General features: G+C 70.6%; 21 protein-coding genes. 11 read left to right on the top strand and 10 right to left on the bottom strand.

Annotated features, from left to right (window positions below; all coding sequences use genetic code 11):
- The first annotated feature begins 569 nt into the window (after nucleotides 1-569).
- The 4 genes from ACFY3D_RS12335 to ACFY3D_RS12350 all read left to right on the top strand — a co-directional run bounded on the left by ACFY3D_RS12335 (nucleotide 570) and on the right by ACFY3D_RS12350 (nucleotide 5,229).
- Nucleotides 570-2,729 (top strand): ATP-dependent RecD-like DNA helicase, encoded by a 2,160-nt coding sequence (locus ACFY3D_RS12335; protein WP_389978300.1) that lies wholly within the window; start codon nucleotides 570-572, stop codon nucleotides 2,727-2,729.
- 118 nt (nucleotides 2,730-2,847) lie between these two features.
- The gene (locus ACFY3D_RS12340) at nucleotides 2,848-3,255 is read left to right on the top strand and encodes a molybdopterin-binding protein (protein WP_389978303.1); all 408 of its coding nucleotides are present in this window, start codon (nucleotides 2,848-2,850) and stop codon (nucleotides 3,253-3,255) included.
- Nucleotides 3,256-3,466: 211 nt separating this feature from the next.
- Nucleotides 3,467-4,201 (top strand): ABC transporter permease, encoded by a 735-nt coding sequence (locus tag ACFY3D_RS12345; RefSeq protein WP_362906725.1) that lies wholly within the window; start codon nucleotides 3,467-3,469, stop codon nucleotides 4,199-4,201.
- Entirely contained in the window at nucleotides 4,198-5,229 is a 1,032-nt protein-coding gene (locus ACFY3D_RS12350; RefSeq protein WP_389978306.1) for an ABC transporter ATP-binding protein, read from the top strand. Before ACFY3D_RS12345 ends, ACFY3D_RS12350 begins: the two co-directional genes overlap by 4 nt.
- A gap of 203 nt (nucleotides 5,230-5,432) precedes the next feature.
- On the opposite strand, the gene ACFY3D_RS12355 is transcribed toward ACFY3D_RS12350, so the two are convergent.
- From ACFY3D_RS12355 to ACFY3D_RS12375, 5 genes are all read right to left on the bottom strand, one after another.
- Nucleotides 5,433-6,728: a hypothetical protein gene (locus ACFY3D_RS12355; RefSeq protein ID WP_389978309.1), complete on the bottom strand. Its 1,296-nt coding sequence runs from the start codon at nucleotides 6,726-6,728 to the stop codon at nucleotides 5,433-5,435.
- Nucleotides 6,729-6,964: 236 nt separating this feature from the next.
- On the bottom strand, nucleotides 6,965-8,104 hold the full coding sequence (locus ACFY3D_RS12360; protein WP_389978312.1) for a serine hydrolase domain-containing protein: 1,140 nt from the start codon (nucleotides 8,102-8,104) through the stop codon (nucleotides 6,965-6,967).
- A 232-nt stretch (nucleotides 8,105-8,336) separates the two neighbouring features.
- Nucleotides 8,337-9,989, bottom strand: a complete 1,653-nt coding sequence (locus tag ACFY3D_RS12365) for a sensor histidine kinase (protein WP_389978315.1) — start codon at nucleotides 9,987-9,989, stop codon at nucleotides 8,337-8,339.
- Complete coding sequence (locus ACFY3D_RS12370) at nucleotides 9,986-10,672, bottom strand: response regulator transcription factor (protein ID WP_350941276.1); 687 nt, start codon at nucleotides 10,670-10,672, stop codon at nucleotides 9,986-9,988. Before ACFY3D_RS12370 ends, ACFY3D_RS12365 begins: the two co-directional genes overlap by 4 nt.
- 328 nt (nucleotides 10,673-11,000) lie before the next feature.
- Nucleotides 11,001-11,522 (bottom strand): anthrone oxygenase family protein, encoded by a 522-nt coding sequence (locus ACFY3D_RS12375; RefSeq protein WP_362926546.1) that lies wholly within the window; start codon nucleotides 11,520-11,522, stop codon nucleotides 11,001-11,003.
- A gap of 106 nt (nucleotides 11,523-11,628) precedes the next feature.
- Here ACFY3D_RS12375 and ACFY3D_RS12380 point away from each other — a divergent pair, with 106 nt between their 5' ends.
- On the top strand, nucleotides 11,629-12,591 hold the full coding sequence (locus ACFY3D_RS12380; protein WP_389978319.1) for an AraC family transcriptional regulator: 963 nt from the start codon (nucleotides 11,629-11,631) through the stop codon (nucleotides 12,589-12,591).
- Between the two features lie 66 nt (nucleotides 12,592-12,657).
- Here ACFY3D_RS12380 and ACFY3D_RS12385 read toward each other — a convergent pair whose 3' ends face one another.
- Nucleotides 12,658-13,605: a hypothetical protein gene (locus ACFY3D_RS12385; protein ID WP_389978322.1), complete on the bottom strand. Its 948-nt coding sequence runs from the start codon at nucleotides 13,603-13,605 to the stop codon at nucleotides 12,658-12,660.
- Between the two features lie 259 nt (nucleotides 13,606-13,864).
- On the opposite strand from ACFY3D_RS12385, the gene ACFY3D_RS12390 reads away from it, so the two are divergent.
- A complete protein-coding gene (locus tag ACFY3D_RS12390) occupies nucleotides 13,865-15,769 on the top strand; it encodes a glycoside hydrolase family 15 protein (protein ID WP_389978324.1) in 1,905 nt (634 codons plus the stop codon).
- Nucleotides 15,770-16,009: 240 nt separating this feature from the next.
- Here the strand turns inward: ACFY3D_RS12390 and ACFY3D_RS12395 are convergent, their stop codons facing one another.
- The 4 genes from ACFY3D_RS12395 to ACFY3D_RS12410 all read right to left on the bottom strand — a co-directional run bounded on the left by ACFY3D_RS12395 (nucleotide 16,010) and on the right by ACFY3D_RS12410 (nucleotide 18,510).
- Nucleotides 16,010-16,270: a hypothetical protein gene (locus ACFY3D_RS12395; protein ID WP_389978327.1), complete on the bottom strand. Its 261-nt coding sequence runs from the start codon at nucleotides 16,268-16,270 to the stop codon at nucleotides 16,010-16,012.
- A 290-nt stretch (nucleotides 16,271-16,560) separates the two neighbouring features.
- Nucleotides 16,561-17,226 (bottom strand): phosphatase PAP2 family protein, encoded by a 666-nt coding sequence (locus ACFY3D_RS12400; protein WP_389978330.1) that lies wholly within the window; start codon nucleotides 17,224-17,226, stop codon nucleotides 16,561-16,563.
- Nucleotides 17,227-17,266: 40 nt separating this feature from the next.
- Entirely contained in the window at nucleotides 17,267-17,959 is a 693-nt protein-coding gene (locus tag ACFY3D_RS12405) for a phosphatase PAP2 family protein (protein WP_389978462.1), read from the bottom strand.
- Between the two features lie 167 nt (nucleotides 17,960-18,126).
- A complete protein-coding gene (locus ACFY3D_RS12410) occupies nucleotides 18,127-18,510 on the bottom strand; it encodes a hypothetical protein (protein WP_389978333.1) in 384 nt (127 codons plus the stop codon).
- 185 nt (nucleotides 18,511-18,695) lie between these two features.
- Here ACFY3D_RS12410 and ACFY3D_RS12415 point away from each other — a divergent pair, with 185 nt between their 5' ends.
- From ACFY3D_RS12415 to ACFY3D_RS12435, 5 genes are read left to right on the top strand one after another with little or no spacing between them, the layout of a single operon-like run.
- Nucleotides 18,696-19,154 carry a GAF domain-containing protein gene (locus ACFY3D_RS12415; protein ID WP_362906663.1) on the top strand — a complete coding sequence of 153 codons (459 nt, stop codon included), beginning with the start codon at nucleotides 18,696-18,698 and terminating at the stop codon, nucleotides 19,152-19,154.
- A 57-nt stretch (nucleotides 19,155-19,211) separates the two neighbouring features.
- Nucleotides 19,212-19,919: a GAF and ANTAR domain-containing protein gene (locus ACFY3D_RS12420; RefSeq protein WP_350941261.1), complete on the top strand. Its 708-nt coding sequence runs from the start codon at nucleotides 19,212-19,214 to the stop codon at nucleotides 19,917-19,919.
- Nucleotides 19,916-20,260: an STAS domain-containing protein gene (locus tag ACFY3D_RS12425; protein ID WP_389978336.1), complete on the top strand. Its 345-nt coding sequence runs from the start codon at nucleotides 19,916-19,918 to the stop codon at nucleotides 20,258-20,260. Before ACFY3D_RS12420 ends, ACFY3D_RS12425 begins: the two co-directional genes overlap by 4 nt.
- A gap of 11 nt (nucleotides 20,261-20,271) precedes the next feature.
- Entirely contained in the window at nucleotides 20,272-21,381 is a 1,110-nt protein-coding gene (locus ACFY3D_RS12430) for a quinone-dependent dihydroorotate dehydrogenase (protein ID WP_389978339.1), read from the top strand.
- A gap of 42 nt (nucleotides 21,382-21,423) precedes the next feature.
- The gene (locus ACFY3D_RS12435; protein WP_350941256.1) at nucleotides 21,424-21,624 is read left to right on the top strand and encodes a heavy-metal-associated domain-containing protein; all 201 of its coding nucleotides are present in this window, start codon (nucleotides 21,424-21,426) and stop codon (nucleotides 21,622-21,624) included.
- Nucleotides 21,625-21,735: the final 111 nt, after the last annotated feature.

Here is a 21,735-nt window from a genome sequence, read left to right on the forward strand (position 1 = left end):
GGTTACCCGGGCAGCTACCCCGGCTACCCGGTCGGGTACCCGCCTCCGTATCCGGGCTGGCGTCCCCCCTACCCCGGCTGGCGGCCACCATATCCGGGCTGGCGCCCTCCGTATTCATACTCGTATCCGCGGCCTCCGTACCCACGGCCTCCGTATCCTCCCTATCCGCCGTATCCGGGCGTGCGGCCTCCGTACCCCGCTCCGCTGCCTCCCGGACCGGGGCGGCCTCCGTATCCGGCGTATCCGGCACCGATGCCTCCCGGTCCGGGGCCCAGGGCCATCGGCGGCTGACGGATCGCGGGTCGTTCGGGGGCACCTCCACCGGCGGGCACCAGGTGAGCCTGGCGCGTAGCGGTCCGGCCCTCACCGCAGTCGGTGGCTCGCCCGCGCCGACGATTCGTACGTCACATCCAGCGGTCCCGGCGTGCCCGGCACCGCCCGTCGTCGCCCCGGGCCGCCACGACGGTGGCCCGGGGGGCGGGCGGGCGGCGACGGCTTGTGAGGACACCGGGTGAGCTGGTCTGATGTGCGAAGGATGAGGTGAGCCGGTACGGGGGTTGTTTTCTGCCGTGGAGGCATCTGTCGAGCAACTGGTGTACGTCCGCGAGGACGAGTACACGATCGCGCGGATGAGCGCCGAGGGCATGCCCGGCTTCGTCGCCTCCGGCCGGGCCCTTGGCGGGGTCCAGCCGGGGGAGACGCTCAGGCTCGTCGGTGACTGGGGCGAGCATCCGCGGTACGGCAGGCGCTTCGAGGTCGTCGCGTGCGAGCGGCTGGTTCCGGCCACGGTCCGGGCCATTCGCATCTATCTGGGCTCCGGCCTGATCCGCGGCATCGGGCCGAGGCTCGCCCACGCCATCGTGAGCCACTTCGGCGAGGCGACGCTGACGGTCATCGACACCGAGCCGGGACGGCTCACCGAGGTCGTCAACATCGGCCCCGCGCGGCAGGCCCAGATCGCCGACGCGTGGCAGGAGCAGAAGGCGATCGCCGAGCTCATGGTGGTCCTGCAGGGTTTCGGGATCAGCCCGCTGCTCGCGGCGAAGATATACCAGGTCTTCGGGGCCGACTCGGGAGAGGTGCTCACCTCCGACCCGTACCGGCTCATCGGCAAGGTGAGGGGCATCGCCTTCGCCACGGCGGACAGGATCGCGCTGCGCTCCGGGGTCGCGGAGGACAGCCCGCAGCGGGTCAAGGCGGCGATCCTGGACAGGCTGGAGACGGCGGCGAGCCGCGACGGACACTGCTACGTACGCCTGATCGCGCTGATCGCCCAGTCCGCGGAGCTCGTCGAGCAGGACCACGACCTCGTCGCGCGGATGGTCGACGCACTCGTCGCCGACCGACGCGTGGTCGTCGAGGCGTCGCCCGACGGCCAGGCGACGGCCGTGGTCTATCTGAAGGAGACCCACAGCCGTGAGATCACGCTCGCCGACCAGCTGACCAGGCTCTGGGAGGCTCCCTCGACGCTGCCCATGCGCACCTTCCAGGAGGATCCCGGGCTGGACGAGGACCAGCGGGCGGCGGTGAACATGGCGCTCACCAGTACCGTCTCCGTCCTCACCGGCGGTCCGGGCTGCGGGAAGAGCCACACCGTCAAGACCATCGCGGCGACCGTGCGGGCGATGGGCGGCACGGTGACCCTCACCGCGCCGACCGGCAAGGCGGCCAAGCGCCTGTCGGAACTCACCGGCCTGCCCGCCATGACCGTGCACCGGATGCTGGCCCACCAGCCGGATCCCGACAGCGGCACGCTGTTCGAGCAGACGCCCGCGCAGGCCGACCTGATCGTGGTCGACGAGGCGTCCATGCTGGACCTGAGCCTGGCCACCCGCCTCACCGCGGCCATATCGCCCGGCAGCCACCTGTTGATCGTGGGCGACAGCGACCAGCTTCCCAGCATCGCCCCAGGCAGCGTGCTCGCCGATCTGCTGCGCGTCGAGACGATCGCGCGGATGCGCCTGACCCGCGTCTTCCGCCAGGCGGAGGGCAGCGGGATCATCCGGGCCGCCCGCCGGGTGAGGGCGGGCGAGGTGCCCGCGACTCCCGGCGGGGGAGGCTTCTGGTTCGAGGAGGTCGACGACCCCGAGCAGGTCGCCGAGCGGGTGCTGCACCTGGCGACGGTGGCGATCCCCCGCAAGCAGGGGGTGAGCCCGGACCAGGTCCAGGTCCTGTGCCCGATGCGCAGGGGCCTGACGGGGACGGCCGAACTCGGCAGGATGATCCAGGAACGGCTCAACCCCGCTCGTGAGGGGGTCGCCGAACACTGGTCGGGCGCCTCCGCCTTCCGTGTCGGCGACCGTGTCATGCCGATCCGCAACAACTACGACAAGGGCGTCTTCAACGGCGACACCGGTACGGTCACCGCCATCACCCCCGAGGAGAGGGTCGTCGAGATCCGCACCGACGACGGGCAGACCGTGAAGTACGGCTTCGGCGAGCTCGACGAGCTGACCCACACGTACGCCATCAGCGTCCACCGTTCCCAGGGCAGCGAGTATCCCTTCGTGGTCGCGCCGCTCGTCACCGAGTCCGGGGGCGTCATGCTGCGCCGCAAGCTGCTCTACACCCTGCTCACCCGGGCACGGTCGTGGGTGGTCGTCGTCGGCGAGCGCAAGGCCCTGGAGATGGCCGTCAACCGGCTGGACCACCGCCGCAACACGGGGCTCGCCCGCAGGCTCGCGCTGAGCCTCGGCGCGGGCCTCCACTACGAGATCGCCCCCGACTGACCTTCGAAGGCCTGCCGCGGCCCGATGCCTCGCACCACGGCGGGAGGACGAATCTCGGCGCGAATGCCATGGGGGAGTGGGTCCTAGGTAGGAATATGCGAAGGTATGGTGATTGCTCGTGACGACGTTTCGGATCAGCGAGGCCGCCGCGCTGCTGGGAGTGAGCCCCGACACCGTCCGCCGGTGGGTGGACGCCGGACGGCTCGTGGCCCGGCGGGACGAGCACGGCCACCGGATGGTGGAGGGAGTCGATCTGGCGGCGTTCGCACGTGCCCGGATCGAGTCCGAGGAGGGCACGGGGCACTCCTCGGCCAGAAACCGCTTTCGCGGGATCGTGACCGAAGTGATCAGGGACGCGGTGATGGCCCAGGTGGAGATCGCCGCGGGACCGTACCGGGTGGTGTCGTTGATGAGCCGCCAGGCCGCCGACGAGCTGGGCCTGGCGGTGGGGGTGACGGCCGTCGCCGTGATCAAGTCCACCAACGTGGTCGTGGAGATCGCCGACCACGCCCGTACGACGAGTTGACGGCGCCGTGAGTGGCCCGGCCGACGGGGTAGCGGGTGGCCCGGCCGGCGCCGTTCCGAACGGTCCGTCCGGCGGCGTGCCGGGAGACCTCCCCGGTGGGGTACGCGGCGGTCCGGCCAACGGTGGTGCGGGCGGTGCGTCCGGTGGGGTGCGCGACGGCGGGGTGGCGGGCCGTCTGCCCTGGGTGCTGGTGCTGCCGGCCGTGGCGGGCATGGTCTTCCTGACGCTGCCGCTGGTCGGGCTGCTGACGCGCGCCCCCTGGTCCACCCTGCTGGAGAGGCTGGGCGAGCCGCAGGTGCTGGAGGCACTGCGCCTGTCGCTGGTGAGCGCGACCGTGGCCACGCTGGTGTGCCTGCTGCTCGGCGTGCCGCTGGCGTGGCTGCTGGCCCGGGTCGACTTCCCCGGCCGCCGCCTGGTACGGGCGCTGGTCACCGTCCCCCTCGTGCTGCCCCCGGTGGTCGGCGGGGTCGCCCTGCTGCTCGTCCTGGGACGGCGCGGCCTGGTCGGTCAGTGGCTGGACTCCACCTTCGGCATCACCCTGCCGTTCACCACGGCCGGGGTCGTCGTCGCCGAGACGTTCGTCGCCATGCCGTTCCTGGTCATCAGCGTCGAGGGTGCGCTGCGCGCCGCCGACCTGCGGTTCGAGGAGGCCGCCGCGACGCTGGGCGCCTCCCGCTGGGTGATCTTCCGCCGTGTCACCCTGCCCCTGATCGTCCCGGGCATCGTCGCGGGAGCCGTGCTGTGCTGGGCCCGCGCGCTGGGCGAGTTCGGGGCCACCATCACCTTCGCCGGCAACTTCCCCGGCCAGACCCAGACCATGCCGCTGGCCGTGTACCTCGCCCTGGAGACCGAACCCGAGGCCGCGATCGTGCTCAGCCTCGTCCTGCTCGCCGTCTCGGTGATCATCCTGGCCGGCCTGCGCGACCGGTGGGTGAGCGGCCCGTGACCCTCGACGCCCGTCTCGTCGTCACCCGGCCCCGCTTCCGCCTGGACATCGAACTGGAGGTCGCGGCCGGTCAGGTCGTCGCACTGCTCGGTCCCAACGGCGCGGGCAAGACCACCGCGCTGCGCGCGCTGGCCGGGCTCACCGCCCTGTCCGGCGGGCGGATCCTCCTGGACGGCGAGGCGCTGCATCCCCTGGCGTCCGAACGTCGCCCGATCGGCATGGTCTTCCAGGACTACCTGCTCTTCCCACACCTGTCCGTCCTGGACAACGTCGCCTTCGGACCTCGTTGCCGCGGCGCCTCCAGAGCGGAGGCGCGGCGCGGTGCCGCCGTCTGGCTGGAACGCGTCGGCCTGGCCGGGTACGCCGCGGCGAAACCCCGGCAGCTGTCGGGCGGTCAGGCCCAGCGCGTCGCACTGGCCCGTGCCCTCGCCGTCGGCCCCCGCCTGCTGCTGCTGGACGAACCACTGGCCGCCCTCGACGCCCACACCCGCCTGGAGATCCGCTCCCGGCTCCGCCGCCACCTGGCCGACTTCGAGGGCGCGACCGTCCTGGTCACCCACGATCCGCTGGACGCCATGGTGCTCGCCGACCAGCTGGTCGTCATCGAGAACGGCGCCGTCGTGCAGCGCGGCGCCCCCGCCGAGGTCGCCCGCCGCCCGCGCACCGACTACGTCGCCCGTCTGGTCGGCCTCAACCTCTATCGGGGACTCGCCGCCGAACGGCAGGTCACCGTCGGTGAGGTGCGTTTCAGCGTCGCCGAGAACCTGGAGGGCCCCGCGTTCGTCGCCTTCCGGCCCGGCGCGGTCGCGCTCTACCGGACCCGTCCCGACGGCACCCCGCGCAATCTCTGGGAGGCCACGATCGAGGGTGTCGAACGGCACGGCGACAACGTCCGCATCCACCTGGAGGGACCCATCACCGCCTCCGCGGACGTCACCCCCGCCGCCGTCGCGGATCTCGACCTCACTCCCGGGCAGCGGATCTGGGCGTCGGTCAAGGCCACCGAGACCCACGCCTACCCATCGTGATCGGCGGCCGTGCAGCCGTGCGGCCCGAGAGCCGGGTGGGTGGCCGAGAGCCGGGCGGCCGGGCGGGCGTGGGGCCGCGGCGAGCGAAGGCGAGAAAGAACCGGCCCGTGCTCGCCGTACACGCCCCTGTCCGCCGGCGCGAATCCCCGCCCCCTTGACGGGACTCGCCCCGGCGGACGCTTGGACCGGCGGGCGGCGGACGCCTAGACCGGCGGGCAGTTCTGCGGGCCGCCCGAGGCGAGGTCGGCGAGCGAGCAGACCGAGACCTTCGGGTGGTACGGGCCCATCACGGCGGCGGCGGAGGCCGGGTCACCGTCCTCGGGGACGTTCTGGACGGCCTCGGCGAAGTTCTCGTCCACCACCATGTTGCGGAGCAGGACGGTGTGCGCGGCCCTCGGCTGCGTCGTGGAGAACGGCAGGAAGGTCACCCCCGGAATCCTCTCGATCGCCGCGCGCTGCGACTCCCTGCCGATCACGTACGTGTAGTGGCCGGTGGAGTCCAGCGCGGTCTCGTCGTCGCTGCGGCACCCGTAGCTGACCGTCCCGTTCGGCAGGTTGTTCACCACCACGGGGAGCAGCGGGAAGGTGAGGTTCGTGCACATGGACCAGTAGCGCACGTCCTTGTCCGTCTCCGGCCACGGCGAGGGGTGGGAACCGGCGGAGGCGCGCGGCGCCTTGCCCCGGACGACGACGACCTCGCGGTCGGCCGGTGGGGGGACGGTCGCGCTGAGGTAGGCGGAGTCCGCGTTCGGGAAGCCGCCGACGCGCCGCGTGTCGAGTTTCACCCGGGCGAACCTCATCGGCTCCGGCTCGGCGAGCGGCGGGTCCATGCGGAGTCCTTCGAGCGACTCCATCTGCGCCTGCGTGGGTGTGCCGGTGCTCTCACACCGGGGTACCGGCGTGGAGACGCCGTCGCGCTCGAAGGTGACCGACGGCAGCGGCACCCGCGAGAAGTCGCCGTCGGCCGGCAGGTAGGCCCTCAGCAGAACGTAGCCGTCCGCGCCCTCCGCGGTGCCCTCGGGGGCGAGGGGAAGCGTGTTGACCTGGCCGGGAGCCGCGTCGGAGCTCACGGTCACCGTGTAACGCCCGCCTGGCTCCGCCTGCTGCTGCCACGGGTTGACACTGCCCGGGTCCGGGTCGATGAGGTGGTCGGGCAGCGACGAGCCGACACCGTTGAACGTGAACGACCCTCCGCCGTCCTTGTACACGTTGAACGAGGTGTACCGGCTGTCCGCGTACTCACCCGAGAGCTTGATCCGCAGACGGTCCTGAACCGTGAACGGCAGGACCCAGTACGACGCCGCGGTGTCGGGGAAGAAGACGTTGACGGTGTCCGCGCTCACCCGGAGTTTCCAGGAGCAGTCCGGTGTCACCGGCGGTGCGGCGGTCGCGGCGGCGGCCTGTGGGAGCGGAGAGGCGATGAGCGCGCCGACTCCCAACGCTGCGAGCAGCCCTCGAAGGCGAGGAGAGCGCCGAGGACCGGATTTCGTGCTGGTCATGTGAGATGTCCCCCTGTTTGCGATAGGTGTTTTCGATGGCACGGGGAAGCCGGAGCCTGATGCCTGAGCTCCGATGTCGGAGGCCCGGTTCCGGAACCTTGGTGCCGGACCTTTGGTCCGGAACTCCGATGCCGATGCCTCCGGCGGAAGGCAGGAAGGACGCGCCGTCCCCCGGCCTGTCCTCGTGGTCGGCCCCCGGCCGATCCGGCTTCCGCCCCCGTGCGGATGGGTCGTCGTCAGCGGCTCTTCGCCACCTCGGCGGCCACGGCGCGGAACGCGACCAGCGCCTCGCGCTGGTCGTGGGCCGAGGTGGAGACGGTCGACTTGACGACGACCACGCCGTGCTTGGGCGAGACGTAGACGTACTGCCCGCCGAACCCGGCGGCCATGAAGTCGCCCTCGTCGCCGTCACCGAGCCACCAGTGCAGCCCGTAGCCGGCGTTGAAGGAGGCGGAGGGCGTGGTCGACTTCTTCACCCAGGCGCTCGGCACGACCTGGCGTCCCGCCGCCTTGCCGTCACGCAGGTAGAGCAGGCCGAACCGGGCGAAGTCGCGGTCGGTGGCGTGGTAGCAGCAGTAGCCGAGGCTGTCGCCGGTGGCGTCCTTCTCGATACGCGCCGTGGACTCCATGCCGGCGGGCTGCCAGATCTTCTTCTCCACGTACCGGTGGTACGGCGTGCCCGTGGCGCGGCTGACGATGTCGGCGAGCACGAAGGAGTTCATGCTGGTGTACTCGAATCTGCTGCCGGGCTTCCAGCCGCGCACCTGCCGCGCCGCCAGCTTCTCGACCGACCGGCCCCGCTTCACGGCCATCTGCACCTTGGGGATGTCGGAGCGCTCGTCCCAGGCGATCCCCGACGACATACGCAGCAGGTTGCGGATGGACACCCCGTCGTAGCCGGAGCCGCGCAGTTCGGGAAGGTAGCGGGTGACCTGGTCGTCGATCGAGCGGATGTGGCCCTCCTGCAGGGCGATGCCGATCGCGGCCGACGTGAAGGACTTCGCCATCGACCAGGACTGGAACCGGGTGTTGCGGTCGGCCTCGACGTAGCGCTCGTCCACGATCTTCTGGCCGTCCAGGACGACGAAGCCGTTGGTCTTCGTGCGCGCGAGGAAGTCGTCGAGGGTGCGCTCGTCGCCCTCGTAGGTGTAGGTCACCGAGAGCTTTCTCGGATCGCTCCGCAGTCTGACCGGATTCGCCGATGGTCGTACGAGGTCGAAGGCACCGGCCTCGGCGACGACCGGCGCGGACGGCGACGAGGCCGGTGCGAGGGAGGCCGACGTCATGGCCAGGGCTCCGGCCGGAGCCGCCGAGCCGATCAGCGTGAGTGCGGCGACCGTCGCGATCGCGGGTACTCGCAGGCGATGGATGTTCATGTTCCCCCCGTGGGTTCGGTGGCGGGGTGAGCCGCTCGCGTACGGCGGGGATCATGACGCACTTTCTTGGCAGATTTCTGGCACGACCCACGGCGGGCCTTCGGGACGGCCCACGGCGGATCTCCGGCAGCCCCACTGCGGGACTTCGGCATGCCCACGGCGGATCTCCGGCACGGATTACGCGGAGATCCAGCAAATCTCCCGCACGGTCCACGGCGGAGATTCAGCGGGTCTACGGCGGGGACCGGCGCGGCTCGGTGAGCCAGGAGCCGACCTCGGGAGGACGCTCGTCGGGGCGCGTCGGGGAGCGGGGGGAGAGGGGAGCCGAGGCGGGCAGCCGCACCTCGACGCGCGTTCCGCGGCCCTGTTCAGGGTCGGTCACCGTGACCGTGCCGCCGTGCAGAGCCACCTGCTGGCGGATGAGGGTGAGACCGAGGCCCGAACCCGGGCTGCCGGGTCGGCGGTGGAACCTGGTGAAGACGGAGTCGCGTTCGGCGAGCGGTATCCCCGGTCCCGCGTCCTGAACGGCGAGTACGGCGACCGTACCGTCGGCGGACAGGGTCACCGTGATCGTGGCACGCTCGGTGTCCTCGGTGCGGTCTGTGCCGTCCTTGGCGCTCGTGCCGCCCATGCCGCTGTCCGTGCGGTCTGTGCTGTCTGCGTTGTCTGTGTTGTTCGCTCTGTGCAGGCCGTTCACGGCGTCCGCGCTGTCCGCGCCATCAGGACGGACCACCCTGTCCTTACCGTCAGGGGGGTCCGGGGCATCCGTGCCGTGGATCGCGGCGTTGTCGAGGAGGTTGTCCACGATCATCCGGAGTCCTTCGGCCCATCCCCGTACCGGCAGGTCGGCCGTGGGGGAGAAGGCGATCGCGGCCCTCGGGTGGCGGCGCCGCGCCTCCTCGACGGCGACGGCGGTGATCTCCGCCAGATCGGTCTCGGCGAAGGCCGCGGGCTCGACCAGCTCACCGCGCGCCAGCCGGCGCAGCATCGTGATCAGCCGCTGTGTCCGGCCGTGTTCCGCACTCAGATCGGCGACGATCTCGGCGCGCTCCACCGGATCCAGTCCGGGGTGGCCGAGCAACTCCAGGTTGGTGCCCATGCTGGTCAGCGGCGTCCGCAGCTCGTGCGCCACGGTGGCGGCGAAGGCGCGGGCGGTCTCCAACGCCTCGCCGGTGCGCGTCACCGCCGCGTCACGCCGGTCCAGCAGATCGTTGAGCACGCCGGCCAGTTCGTCGATCTCGGTGACCCCGGAGGCGGTCTCCAGCCGTGTCTCCCCCACGGGGGAAGCGCCGATTCCCCGCGCCTGGCCGCGAAGTACCGCCAGGGGACGCACCGCGAACCTGCCGAGAGCGAGACCGGCGACGACGCCCACCCCCGCCGAGATCAGGGTGACCAGCGCCAACCGGCTGCGGAGCACTCCGAGCCGCCGGTCGAGGTGCTCCTCGGACTCGAACACCCACAGGCGGCCCGCGCCCCCTCGCGGGCCCAGGTCGGACACCACGAATCGCCATTCCCGCGCGCCTTCGCCGAAGGTGGCCGGTCCCTCACCGGCCACGGCGGGTGTCGTGGCCGGTACCTCTCCCATGTCGAACGGCGTGCTCCCCGGTATCTCGACGCGTATCCCGCCGGGGCTGCCGGCCCCCATGGCGGCGGCCCCGGCGAGTCGTTGTGCGATGAGGTCCGGCGGTAGGCGGGGGGTCATGCGGACGCGCCAGGAGTACGAGGTGGCGAGCGGCGCCAGCGCGTGCGCCCGCGTCGCCATCTGCTCGTCCCGCTCGGCGCGCAGGTCGCGGGAGACCAGGTTCAGTACGAGCAGGCCGCCCAGCAGCACCAGCAGCGGGACGAGCGTGGCCAGGCAGGCCGCGAACCGGGTGGAGAGCCTCACCGGTGCCCGTCCCGCACCACGAACCCGACCCCGCGCACCGTGTGCACCACGCGCGGCTCACCCCCGGCCTCCAGCTTGCGCCGCAGGTAGCTCACGAAGGTGTCCACGGCGTTGCCGGTCACCTCGAAGTCGTACCCCCAGACCCGTTCCAGCAGCACCGACCTGGACAGTACGACCCCCGCGTTGTACGCGAGCACCTCCAGCAGGTCGAACTCCCGGCGGGTCAGCTCGACCTCCCTGCCGCTCACGGTGACCCGGCGGGCGGTCGGGTCGACCGTGAGCGGGCCCACCCGGACCGTCTCGCCGGCCGCCCGCCCGGCCCTGCGCAGCAGGGCACGCAGCCGTAGGACCAGTTCACCGAGGTCGAAAGGCTTGACGACGTAGTCGTCGGCTCCCGCGGCCAGCCCCGCCACCCGGTCGGCGACCTCGTCCATCGCCGACAGCATCAGTACCGGAACCTCCGTTCCGCGTGCCCGCAGGCGGGCGCACACCTCGATGCCCGACAGTCCGGGCATCGAGACATCGAGGACGATCGCGTCGGGCGCGGTGCCTTCGGCCAGTTCCAGGGCCCGCTCGCCGGAGTCCGCGGTCTCCACGCCGAAGCCCTCCAGACGCAGGCCGCGCCGTAACGAGCGCAGGATCGCGGGGTCGTCGTCGACGGCGAGGATCCGGTACCCGGTCATCGAAGGGCTCCCGTGCGTGTCAGTGGTCAGGATGCGAGGGCGGAACCGGCCTCCCCGGGGGTGCCGATCCGCTGGGTGTGCCGATCCACTCCGGGGCGGGAGGCGGCGACAGACGGCATCCTGGCAGAAGTCCACACGGACCGGGCAGCCCCACCAGGTCCCGGTCACAATCCGGGGCACCACCGCCCGGTCGTGCCCCCGAGCCGTCGTCTACCTGGCCACGCCTTCCTCCGACCGACCCGCCCGGTCGTGTCCCGGCCACCATTCGCCCGCTTGTGCCCCGAGCTGTCATCTGGCGGCCGCACATCCCTCCGACCGACCCGCCCGGTCACGATCCGTTCGGCAGCCCGGTGCGCCCGTACACGACAAGAGCCCAGGTGAGGCAGCCGAAGGCGGCCACGCACGCCAGCGTGCGGACGAGGTTCCAGCGCACCCAGGCCGCCTCGAACCTCGTCCGCACCGCCGCGAGGTCGGTGACGCGGTCGGGGTCCCCGGCCGCGTCGAGGGCGTTGTTCAGCGGCACGTTGATCCCCATCGTGACGGCGAGCGTCACCACGTAGAGGACGAGCGCGGCCACGATCCAGGGCAGCACGGGCCGCGCGTCCTGGGAGAGGTGCAGCGCCGCGGCGAGGACGGTCAGTACCAGCGCGCCGCCGAAGCAGGCGGCGAACCAGCCGTTGAGGATCGCCACGTTGATCCGCTGCATCGCGCTCACGAAGGTCCGGTCGTCCGTCCGGGCCAGGCCGGGCATGACGGAGCAGGTGTAGGCGTAGAAGAGACCCGCCATGAGTCCCATGGTGATGGCCGCCGCGACCAGCGCGGGGCCTCGGAAGAGCGACATCGCAGTCATGGGACCAGTGAACCGGCGTGGATTGAGACGGTCCATGGTCGAGAAGCGCGTTTCCATGTTTCAGCGTCTACGGTGGATTTCGCGTTTCAGCGTCTACGGTGAAGGTGTGGACGCACTCACCGACTTCCTGGACGGTCCGAGGGCCAGGGGAGCGTTCCTGCTCCGTTCGATCCTGAGCCCGCCCTGGTCCCTGCGCGTTCAGGACCGGGCACCGCTCGCCCTGACGGCGGTGGTCCGGGGTGAGGCGTGGGTGGTCCCCGACGACGGCGACCCGGTGCGTCTGGGGCCGGGGGACGTCGCGATCGTCCTCGGCCCCGACCCCTACACGGTCGCCTGCGATCCGGCCACACCGCCCGACGTGGTGATCCATCCGGGCCAGCGCTGCACCACCGTCGACGGGCGGAGCCTGGCTCAGGAGATGGACCTGGGCATCCGCACCTGGGGCAACAGCCCCGACGGGTCAGCGGTGCTCCTCACCGGCGCCTACCAGATGCGCGGGGAGATCAGCAGCCGTCTGCTGGAGGCACTGCCCTCGCTGCTGGTCCTTCGGGAGGACGCCTGGGACTGCCCGATCGTCCCGCTGCTCGGCGACGAGATCGTCAAGGACGATCCGGGCCAGGAGGCCGTTCTCGACCGGCTGCTCGACCTGCTGCTCATCGCCGTCCTGCGGGCCTGGTTCTCCCGCCCCGAGGCCGGGGCGCCCGCCTGGTATCGCGCCCACGGCGACCCCGTGGTGGGCAAGGCTCTCCGCATGCTGCACAACAACCCGGCCCACCCCTGGACGGTGGCCGCGCTCGCCGCCGGGGCCGGTGTCTCCCGCGCGGCCCTGGCTCGCCGCTTCACCGAGCTGGTGGGCGAGCCGCCCATGACGTTCCTCACGGGCTGGAGGCTCGCCATGGCCGCCGACCTGCTGCGCGAGACCGACGCGACCGTCGGCGCGGTGGCGACGCAGGTCGGGTACGGCAGCGCGTTCGCGCTCAGTGCCGCCTTCAAGCGCGAACGCGGCGTCAGCCCGCAGGAGCACCGGGCCGGGGTCGGGAATTCCCGGCGGACCGGCTCCGCACGTTGACCGGGGGCACGAACCGATGACCGGCTCCCCCGGATCCGGTTTCTCCGGCCATGGTGGTGTGACGGCCTACCGGAACAGCCAGTCGAGCAGACCGCCGCCGCCGCCGCCACCGCCACCGCCGCCGCCGCCACCCGAGTTGTCGTTCGTTCCGGTGTCCTGCGTCGGCGGTGCCGTCGTCGGCTGCCGGCTCGGTTCGGCGCTCTCGGTGGGGGTCTGGCCGGTCTGCGAGGGGGCGGGTTCCGAGGTGATCCGCGCTCGCGGGGTCGAGTTCTCCCGGGAGGCCTCCTCCTGCTCGCTCTCCTCGGCGGTCCGCGTCGGGCGGGTCTCCCTCGGCGGGGCGCTGCGGGTCGGCGACGGACGGGCGGAGGGCTCCTGGGCCCGGGGTGCCCGGGTGGGAGCGGTCGTCGGCTCCTCGGCCGTGGGCGCCTCCTCCGACGGTTCCGTCGTCTCCTCGGGCCCGGGGGCCGGTGTCTCGGAGGGCAGCTTCGGTACGTCGGCCACCGAGCACCGCGCGCCGGGTGAGCACCTGGTGTCGGGCTGCCCGTTCACGGAGGCGGAGAGCATCCAGCCGCCCGCGACTCCCGCGACCACGACGCCACCCACGACCGCGAGCAGGATCCTGCTCCTGCTCCTGCCTTTGCGGCGGCGATCCTCGTAGGGGTCGGGGTCCTCCCGCCAGCCCGATCCCAGGAAACCGCGCGTCGGCGTCTCCTCGTCCTCGTCACGGTAGAGGGGGCCGTCGGAGGTGACGTCGGTGTCCCCTGTCTCGCGACGCTCGTCGAGATAGACCATCTCCCGGGAGCCGTCGGTCCGGATGATCTCCCGGGACCCGTCCACGTGGACGATCACCTGAGATCCGTCGCCCGGTACGGGGTCCGGAAGGTCGATCTCGTTCCATCCGTCCGACAGCACGTCGCCGGCGGGGCGTTCGGGTTCCCGCTGGGCCGGTCCGAGGGGACCGGTCTGCTCGCGAGGATCCTCTTCGTACGATCCCTGGATGTCGTCGCGCCCCACGATGACCCTCTCTGATGTGAACCTTGGTCGGGCATCTTAATAGCAGATTCGACACCAGCATGTCCGAAAAGTTCACACACGGCCGGGAATAATGTGACTTATGAGACATCGCGGGGAATCATTGATGGACCGAGCCACCGCTTCCTGAGCGGCGGATACCCGGGTGAAAGACGTGCCTGAAAGCGGCAGGCGGGGTAGGAAGGGCGCCTGACGGTCCTCTCCGTTCGAAGGCGGAGGTCTCCAGGCTCAAGGAGAACTGATGACAGGGAACTCACCCGCGCACCAGCTGCCCGGTCCCTCCCCTTTCCCGCCCATCGCCGACTACGGGTTCCTGTCCGACTGCGAGACCACCGCGCTGGTCGCCCCGAGCGGGAACATCGAGTGGCTCTGCCTGCCTCGGATGGACTCCCCCAGCGTCTTCGCCGCACTCCTCGACCGGGGCGCGGGAGGCTTCCGGCTCGGCCCCGCCGACCTGAGGGTGCCCGCCGCGCGCCGCTACCTGCCGGGCACCATGGTCCTGGAGACGAGCTGGGGCACCCCCACCGGCTGGATCATCGTGCGCGACGTGCTGCTCATGGGGCCCTGGCACCACGAGGAGGAGGAGCTCTCCCACACGCACAGGAGGGCGCCGACCGACTACGACGCCTCCCACGTGCTGCTCCGCACGGTGCGGTGCGTCAGCGGGGAGGCGCAGGTCACGCTCGACTGCGAGCCGATCTTCGACTACGGGCGCAAGTCCGCCGACTGGGCGTACACCGACAGGGGCTACCAGCAGGGCGTCGCGACCGCGGAGGGGGAGAGCCTGGAGCTGCGGCTCACCACCGACATGCGGCTGGGGTTCGAGGGCGGACGCGCGATGGCGCGCACCCTGCTCAAGGAGGGCGACACGCGCTTCTGCGCGCTGTCGTGGACCATGCACGAGCCGCCGTACACCTTCGAGGACGCCTACCACCGGCTCGTGTGGACCGCCCACCACTGGCAGCACTGGCTCGCCAGAGGCGCCTTCCCCGACCACCCCTGGCGGAGATACCTGGAGCGCAGCGCCCTCACCCTCAAGGGCCTCACCTTCGCCCCCACGGGTGCCCTCATCGCGGCGGCGACCACCTCCCTGCCCGAGACGCCGCGCGGCGACCGCAACTGGGACTACCGCTACACCTGGATCAGGGACTCGACCTTCGCCCTCTGGGGCCTGTACACGCTGGGCTTCGACTGGGAGGCCGACGACTTCTTCTGGTTCATCGCCGATGTGGCGGAACGGGACGAGGAACTCCAGGTCATGTACGGCATCGACGGCGAACGGGAGCTGGACGAGTACGTTCTCGACCATCTCTCCGGCTACGAGGGCGCCAAGCCCGTCAGGGTCGGCAACGCCGCCTACCGGCACCGTCAGAACGACGTCTGGGGCGCGGTCCTCGACTCCTTCTACATCCACACCCGGTCGCGGGACCGCCTGGACGAGCGGATCTGGCCCATCCTGAAGCGGCAGGTCGAGTCGGCCATCAGGCACTGGCGGGAGCCCGACCGCGGCATATGGGAGGTACGCGGCGAGCCACAGCACTTCACCTCCTCGAAGGTCATGTGCTGGGTGGCGACCGACAGGGGCGCGAGGCTCGCCAGGCTCAGGGAGGAGCCGGAACTCGCCGAGCGCTGGCAGGCGGTCGCCGACGAGATCCACGCCGACGTGTGCGCCCACGGCGTCAGCGAGCGAGGGGTCTTCAGGCAGCACTACGACACCGACGCCCTCGACGCGTCGCTCCTGCTCATCCCGCTGGTGCGCTTCCTGCCGCCCGACGATCCCAGGGTCCGCGCCACCGTGCTGGCCATCGCCGACGAGCTGACCGCCGACGAGCTGGTCCTGCGCTACGAGACGAAGAGCACGGACGACGGCATGAGCGGGGAGGAGGGCACCTTCGCGATCTGCTCGTTCTGGCTCGTCTCGGCGCTGACGGAGATCGGGGAGCTCACCCGGGCCCGCAGGCTGTGCGAGAGGGTCCTCTCCTTCGCCAGCGCCCTCGGTCTCTACGCCGAGGAGATCGACCCGGTGACCGGGCGCCACCTCGGCAACTTCCCCCAGGCGTTCACCCACCTGGCGCTCATCAACGCGGTGATCCACATCATCCGCGCGGAGAGCGAGCGGACGCCCCCGACCATCTGGCCGTCATGATCCCGTACTCGCCCTGGCGCCCACCCGGGCGCTGACGTGCGGGACCATCCGGATGCCTGGCTAGGCTCTCAGGTATGAACCGTCGAGTGATTGCCGTAGTGGTGGTCGTCGGCCTGCTCGCGACGAGCGGTCTGTCCGTGGTGCTGGCCTGGGGGTTGAGCGGCTGAGCGCCGCTTCGCCGTCGCGTACGCCCCCGACGCCGCGACGACCCTCCCAAGGGCGACCTTTCGAAGAGGGGGGCTAGGCGCCCACCATCGAGGTCTGGTTCGCGGCCTGCTGCTGAGGGTGGGCGGGCTGCCGGTGCGTGGCGGGCTGCTCCGCGGCGGGCTGAGGCTGGGACTGCTGCTGGGGAGCGGCCTGCTCGGTGGGGGTCTGCTCGGCGGGACAGGTGCAGTAGCCGTTGGCCAGGATCAGGCGTCCTCGCTGTGCGGTGTAGGTGCGGGAGTCGGTGGCGAGGAGAACGCCTGTGCATTTCTGGCAGACGACGGACTGTTGATCCATGGCCGGCTTCCTTCCTTGAGGGTAGCCGTCGAACGTCCTCGGTCCGGTCGGCTGGCTGCTCGTGCCCCGAGGGGAGGAGTTGAATCCCCCAAACGAGGTTTTCATCTTACTTCGTAGCGCGCAGTGATCTTTTGGTGACACCTGATAGCGGGTGTGAACCTTGGTGGTGCTGCTTCACAACGGTCTCATGTGAAGCGGTCCGGCGGGTGGGAATGTCCCTCTCTCACCCCCGCCGGCCCACGCTTCAGCGATCTTCGCGACGCCCGGATCCCCGACGTGGCCGGGGATCGCTACGTGCTCAAAACTTTTTTCTTTTTTTCCTGCACCACCGGCCGGAACAGCAGCGCGTTGGCGGCCACCGCGATGCAGACCACGCCGAGCAGGAAACCCCAGCTCACGTCGCTCAGGTGGTGCATGCCGCGATACATGCGCGAGTAGGCGATGCCCAGGGGAATGCCCAGGCCGACCACCCACCACAGCACGTTCAGGATCTTGAAACGGTGGGTGTGGAGAGTCAGGACCAGGGCGACGCCGCAGTAGAAGGCGACCGCGGCGCTGGTGTGCCCGGAGGGGAAGCTGGAGGTGGGCGGGGCGGGGTCGAGGTGTTCGACGGCGGGTCGCTTGCGCTCGGCGAAGACGGTCGCGAGCAGGAAGATCGCCGACTGGGAGAACACCGCGAGCGCGAGGAAGATCGACTCGTTCCAGCGCTTGAAGGCGAGCCGGAAGCCGATGACCAGCAGCGCGGTGGCAGTGATGATCACCGGGGTGTCGGACAGGCCCGACAGCACGTCGGTGATCGAGCTCAGCTGGGCCGTGCGGCCCTCGGCCATCTGCGCGTTGACCCCCTGGTCGTTCGCGATGAGGGTCGTCGTCTGCAGGACCTTGGTGATGAGGAGGCCGACGCCGATCGTCAGCACGGCCATGATGGCCAGCGGCGCCAGGATGAGACGTGTCACGCCTTTGAAATCCACCGACATTTTCGACATGGCGCGCCAGCTACCCCGAACGGGTCTCCCGGAACGCCTCGGGTTCGACGCCTTCCACGTGTGGTTCGGCGGGTCTGCGGCCCTCTCCACGGCGCCAGGCCTCGAACCCCGCCGCCGCTCCCACCACGACCACCACGCCCAGCGCGACCCCCGCGATCACGTCGCTGGTCCAGTGGACGCCGAGCGCCATCCGGCTGTACGCGACGAACACCATGATGGCCGCGGCGACGACCCAGGCGATGATCCGCGAGGCCGTGCTCCGCAGGAAGGGCAGCAGCAGGAGCACGAGGATGCACGTACCCAGCGCCGCTCCCATCGCGTGCCCGGAGGGGAAGGAGGCTCCGGGCGCCGAGGCCACCGGATCCGGCAGGTCGGGCCGGGCGCGGTCGACGATCTCCTTGACGGCGAGGTTCAGCAGGCCGCCGAAGGTGATCGTGGCGACCGCCCAGATCCCCAGGCGCGGCGCGCCCCGGCGCCAGAGCCAGACGGCGGCCAGCACCACCAGCACACGCCACGTCCAGGGGCCGAACACCTCGGTGGCCACGCTGAGGAAGGTGGTGTAGCCGGGGTTTGCCAGCGCCTGGGCGTGCAGACTCAGGGCGATGCTCTCGTCGAGGCTCTTGAGCGGCGAGGAGGAGGTCTTCACGAGCACCAGCAGCACCACGAACGGCACCGTGAAGATCGCCACTGCCACGAGCGCCATCGTCAGGCGCACGCCCAGCCGCAGGTCAGAAGCGTGGTTATCGGGTTTCCCCTGCGGCGAGGGCTTGCCTTCGACAAATCTGACCATCATTCATGGCTACCCGATTCCCCGCGAATATTCCCCGCGATTCCCCGCACGACATGTGAACGTCCGGACCGGAGGAGGACTCAGGCCGCGTGGCGGGGTTCGCGCCGGGTCGTCCAGCGCAGGACGTCGCAGTGCCGCCGCTCGGCCTCGGCGAGTGCCGCGTCGTCGGTGTGGGCGTCGAGTACGGCCCGCAGCCACGGCATCTGCTCGCTGACGTCGTCCCACGCCTGGGAGGGGTCGTCGAGGCCCAGCTCGATCAGTGCGTCCAGGTGCGCGGCGTAGGCCGTCCACCACTGGCGGCTCAGCTCGGCCAGGAACCCGCCCAGCCCGCCGAACTCCCGCTGGATCTCCTCCTCCCACCAGGCGGGGAGGATGACGTCACCGGTGTCCGCGAGGTCGCGGAGCACGAGGTTCGCCAGGGTGCGCCGTCGTCGGGCGATGGCCGAACGTGACAGGATGTTCATAGGCCCAACCCTGCCGATCGTTGTTTGCCGAACGCTTAACGATGTATTGACGGTGATGTCCGGCCCCTGCATACGGCCAAAGGGGGAACCGCTTGGCCGGAGTCATCGGGCAGCACTAGGCTTTGTTTCGCAGATCATTCCGCCCTGTGTCCGCGGAGCTACCTCGACGTGGAGGAAGCTCGCCCATGACCCAGGTTCTTGAATTCACTCAGCTCGTCGACCGTACCCTGAGCGCCCTCGCCGACGTTCTCGGCTCCGACGGGGCCGCACTCATGCTGATAGACGACCACGACCGGTTGCGCGCGGTCGGAGGCTCCGACGAGCGGGGCCGGCAACTGGAGCTGATCCAGGAGCAGATCGGCGCCGGACCCGCCATCGAGACCCTGAGCCGCGGCGAGGACGTCGTGGTCGACGACCTGCGGGCGGCCAGGCCCCTCGGCTTCCCCGGCGTCGCCGCGCGGGTCTCGGAGGTCAGGGCGGTGCTCTCCGTGCCATTGCGGGCGGAGAAAACGCTGATCGGCACCCTGAATTTCTACGACCGGACGAGCCACGAATGGCAACCCGCGAAAGTCCGTACGGGAGAACGTCTCGGAGAGCTCATGGTGATGGTCCTCCAGAGCATGGCTCATAGATCTTCTCGTTGAGGGAAGTCGTAGTGTGCACGTCAAGTAACCAGGTCGACGCTGAAAGGCGCTCCACATATGACTCACATTGATCCGGAAGCGCTGGTCGCGAGCCTGAGAAGGCTTCAGACGACCTCGTCCACCACAGGCATAGTTCAGCAGTTGGAGCGTGCCGTGGATGTGGTGAACTCGCTGTTCGGATATGCGGGTGCGGGTTTGATGTTTGCCGAAGAAGGTAAAGATCTTCGTTATTTGGTGGCCACCGATGAGCGGGGCCGCAGTCTTGAAGGCGCGCAGCTCCATCTTGGTCAGGGGCCATGTGTTTCCGCGTATGAGCAGAATTGCGCGGTGACCTCAAGTGATGTGCGGGTCGACCCTCGTTGGCCGAAGCTCGCCGACCGGCTGCACCCCGAGGTGCGGGCGGTGGCCGGGGTGCCGGTGCGTCTTGGAGGCGAGCCCGTGGGCACGCTGAACGTCTACCAGGCGAAGTTGTACGAGTGGGACGAGTCGGATGTCCAGGCGCTTTACGGCTACGCGGATGTGATCGAGCAGCTTCTCACCGTCGCGATGGCCGCCGAGGAGAAGAGCGCCCTGGCCGACCAGCTCCAGTACGCCCTCGACTACCGCGTGGTCATCGAGCGGGCGATCGGCTATCTGATGGGAAAGCACGATCTGACCGCCACCCAGGCTTTCACCGGCCTGCGCAAGCAGGCCCGTGACTCCCGCCGCCGCGTCGCCGACCTGGCGGCCGAGGTGCTCGGTGAGGGGGCGGGCGAAATACGGTGATCCTGCTCACGTCGCCTGAGCCCTCGAAGAACAGCGTCGAGATCACCGTTCACGGTGATCTCGACGCCGTTGGAGGCGTCGAGCTACGACGTGTCCTCGGCACGACCACCGCGAAGACGGTGGAGTTCGACCTGGCCCACGTGGGCTTCATCGACTGCGCGGGCGCCCGGACCCTGCTCCGGGCCGACGAGGACATGCGCGGCCTGGGCCGCGAGATGATCGTTCTCCGCCCCTCGGGTCCTGTGCTCCGCCTGTTGCGGCTGCTGGGATTCGACCGATACCTCCTGATCAGATACCCCGGGGACGCGGTGGGCGCGAGCGGCACCCCGCCGGGGCACTAACCTGATCGGTGATGTATCGATTCGTCTTCTCGCAGGTCCTCAGCCGCCTCGACCCGGAGGACGCGCACCATCTGACGGTGCGCGCCCTGCGCGTCCTCTCGGTGACGCCCGTGGTCGGACGGCTGGTCCACCGCCGTCTCGCGCCACGCGACCCCGCGCTGCGCGTGCAGGCCTTCGGCGTGCACTTCCCCGGCCCGTTCGGGCTGGCGGCCGGCTTCGACAAGGACGCCGGCTGCGTGGAGGCCGTGTCCGCGCTCGGCTTCGGCCACGTCGAGGTCGGCACGATCACCGCCCACGCCCAGCCGGGCAACGCCAGGCCCCGCCTGTTCCGCCTCGTGAGAAACCGGGCGATCGTCAACCGGATGGGCTTCAACAACGCGGGCGCGTCCGCCGCGGCCCGGCTGCTGGCCAGGCCCAGGGGCGTCCCCGCGATCGTGGGCGTCAACATCGGCAAGACCAAGGTCGTTCCCGAGTCGGGTGCCGTCGCCGACTACGTGGCCAGTGCCAGGGAGCTCGCCCCCCTGGCCGACTACCTGGTCGTCAACGTCAGCTCGCCCAACACCCCCGGCCTGCGCGACCTGCAGGCCGTGGAGCTGCTGGGTCCGCTGCTGCGGGCGGTGAAGGAGGTGGCCGACGCCACGCCCAAGCGCACCCCGCTGCTGGTCAAGATCGCCCCCGACCTGGCGGACGCCGACGTGGACGCGGTCGCCGACCTCGCCCTGGAGCTCGGGCTCGACGGCATCATCGCCACCAACACCACGATCGGCAGGCAGACGCTGGCCGTCGCGGAGCCCTCGGGCCGTGACCACAGCCGCGAGAGCGGCGGCCTGTCGGGGCGCCCGTTGAAGGCCAGGTCGCTGGAGGTGCTGCGCAGGCTGCGCGCCAGGGTGGGCGACCGCCTGGTGCTCGTCTCCGTCGGCGGGGTCGAGGACGTGGACGACGTCTGGGAGCGCCTGCTCGCCGGGGCCACGCTCGTCCAGGGATACAGCGCGCTGATCTACGAGGGGCCCCTCTGGGCCTATCACGTCAACCGCGACCTCTCTCGCCGCCTGCGCCGTCACGGCGTGGTCGACCTCCGCCAGATCATCGGCCGCACCGCCGACCGGAGCGCCACGGCCTGACGCTATACCCTGGGTGGGTAACCTCACGGCTTTGGAGGCACGATGAGCACGATCACATACACCGTCACCGGCATGACCTGTGGTCACTGCGTGAGCTCGGTCAAGGAGGAGGTCGGCGAGGTCCCGGGTGTCACCGGTGTCGACGTCGACCTTGAGACCGGACGGGTCGACGTCTCCGGCGACGCCTTCGACGACACGGCCGTCCGCGCCGCCGTCAAGGAAGCGGGCTACGAGGTCTCCTGACCGAGCGGAATCCACGTCCCGCCCGTAAACGGGGTGCCCGTCCCGCGCCGGGGCGGGCCGCGGGACGGAAATCCACGTCCCGCCCGTGGGGCTCGTCAAGAGCCGGAGGCC

Origin of the sequence: Streptosporangium sp. NPDC000509 (genome assembly GCF_042898365.1) — a bacterium.
In the GTDB taxonomy this organism is placed as follows: domain Bacteria; phylum Actinomycetota; class Actinomycetes; order Streptosporangiales; family Streptosporangiaceae; genus Streptosporangium.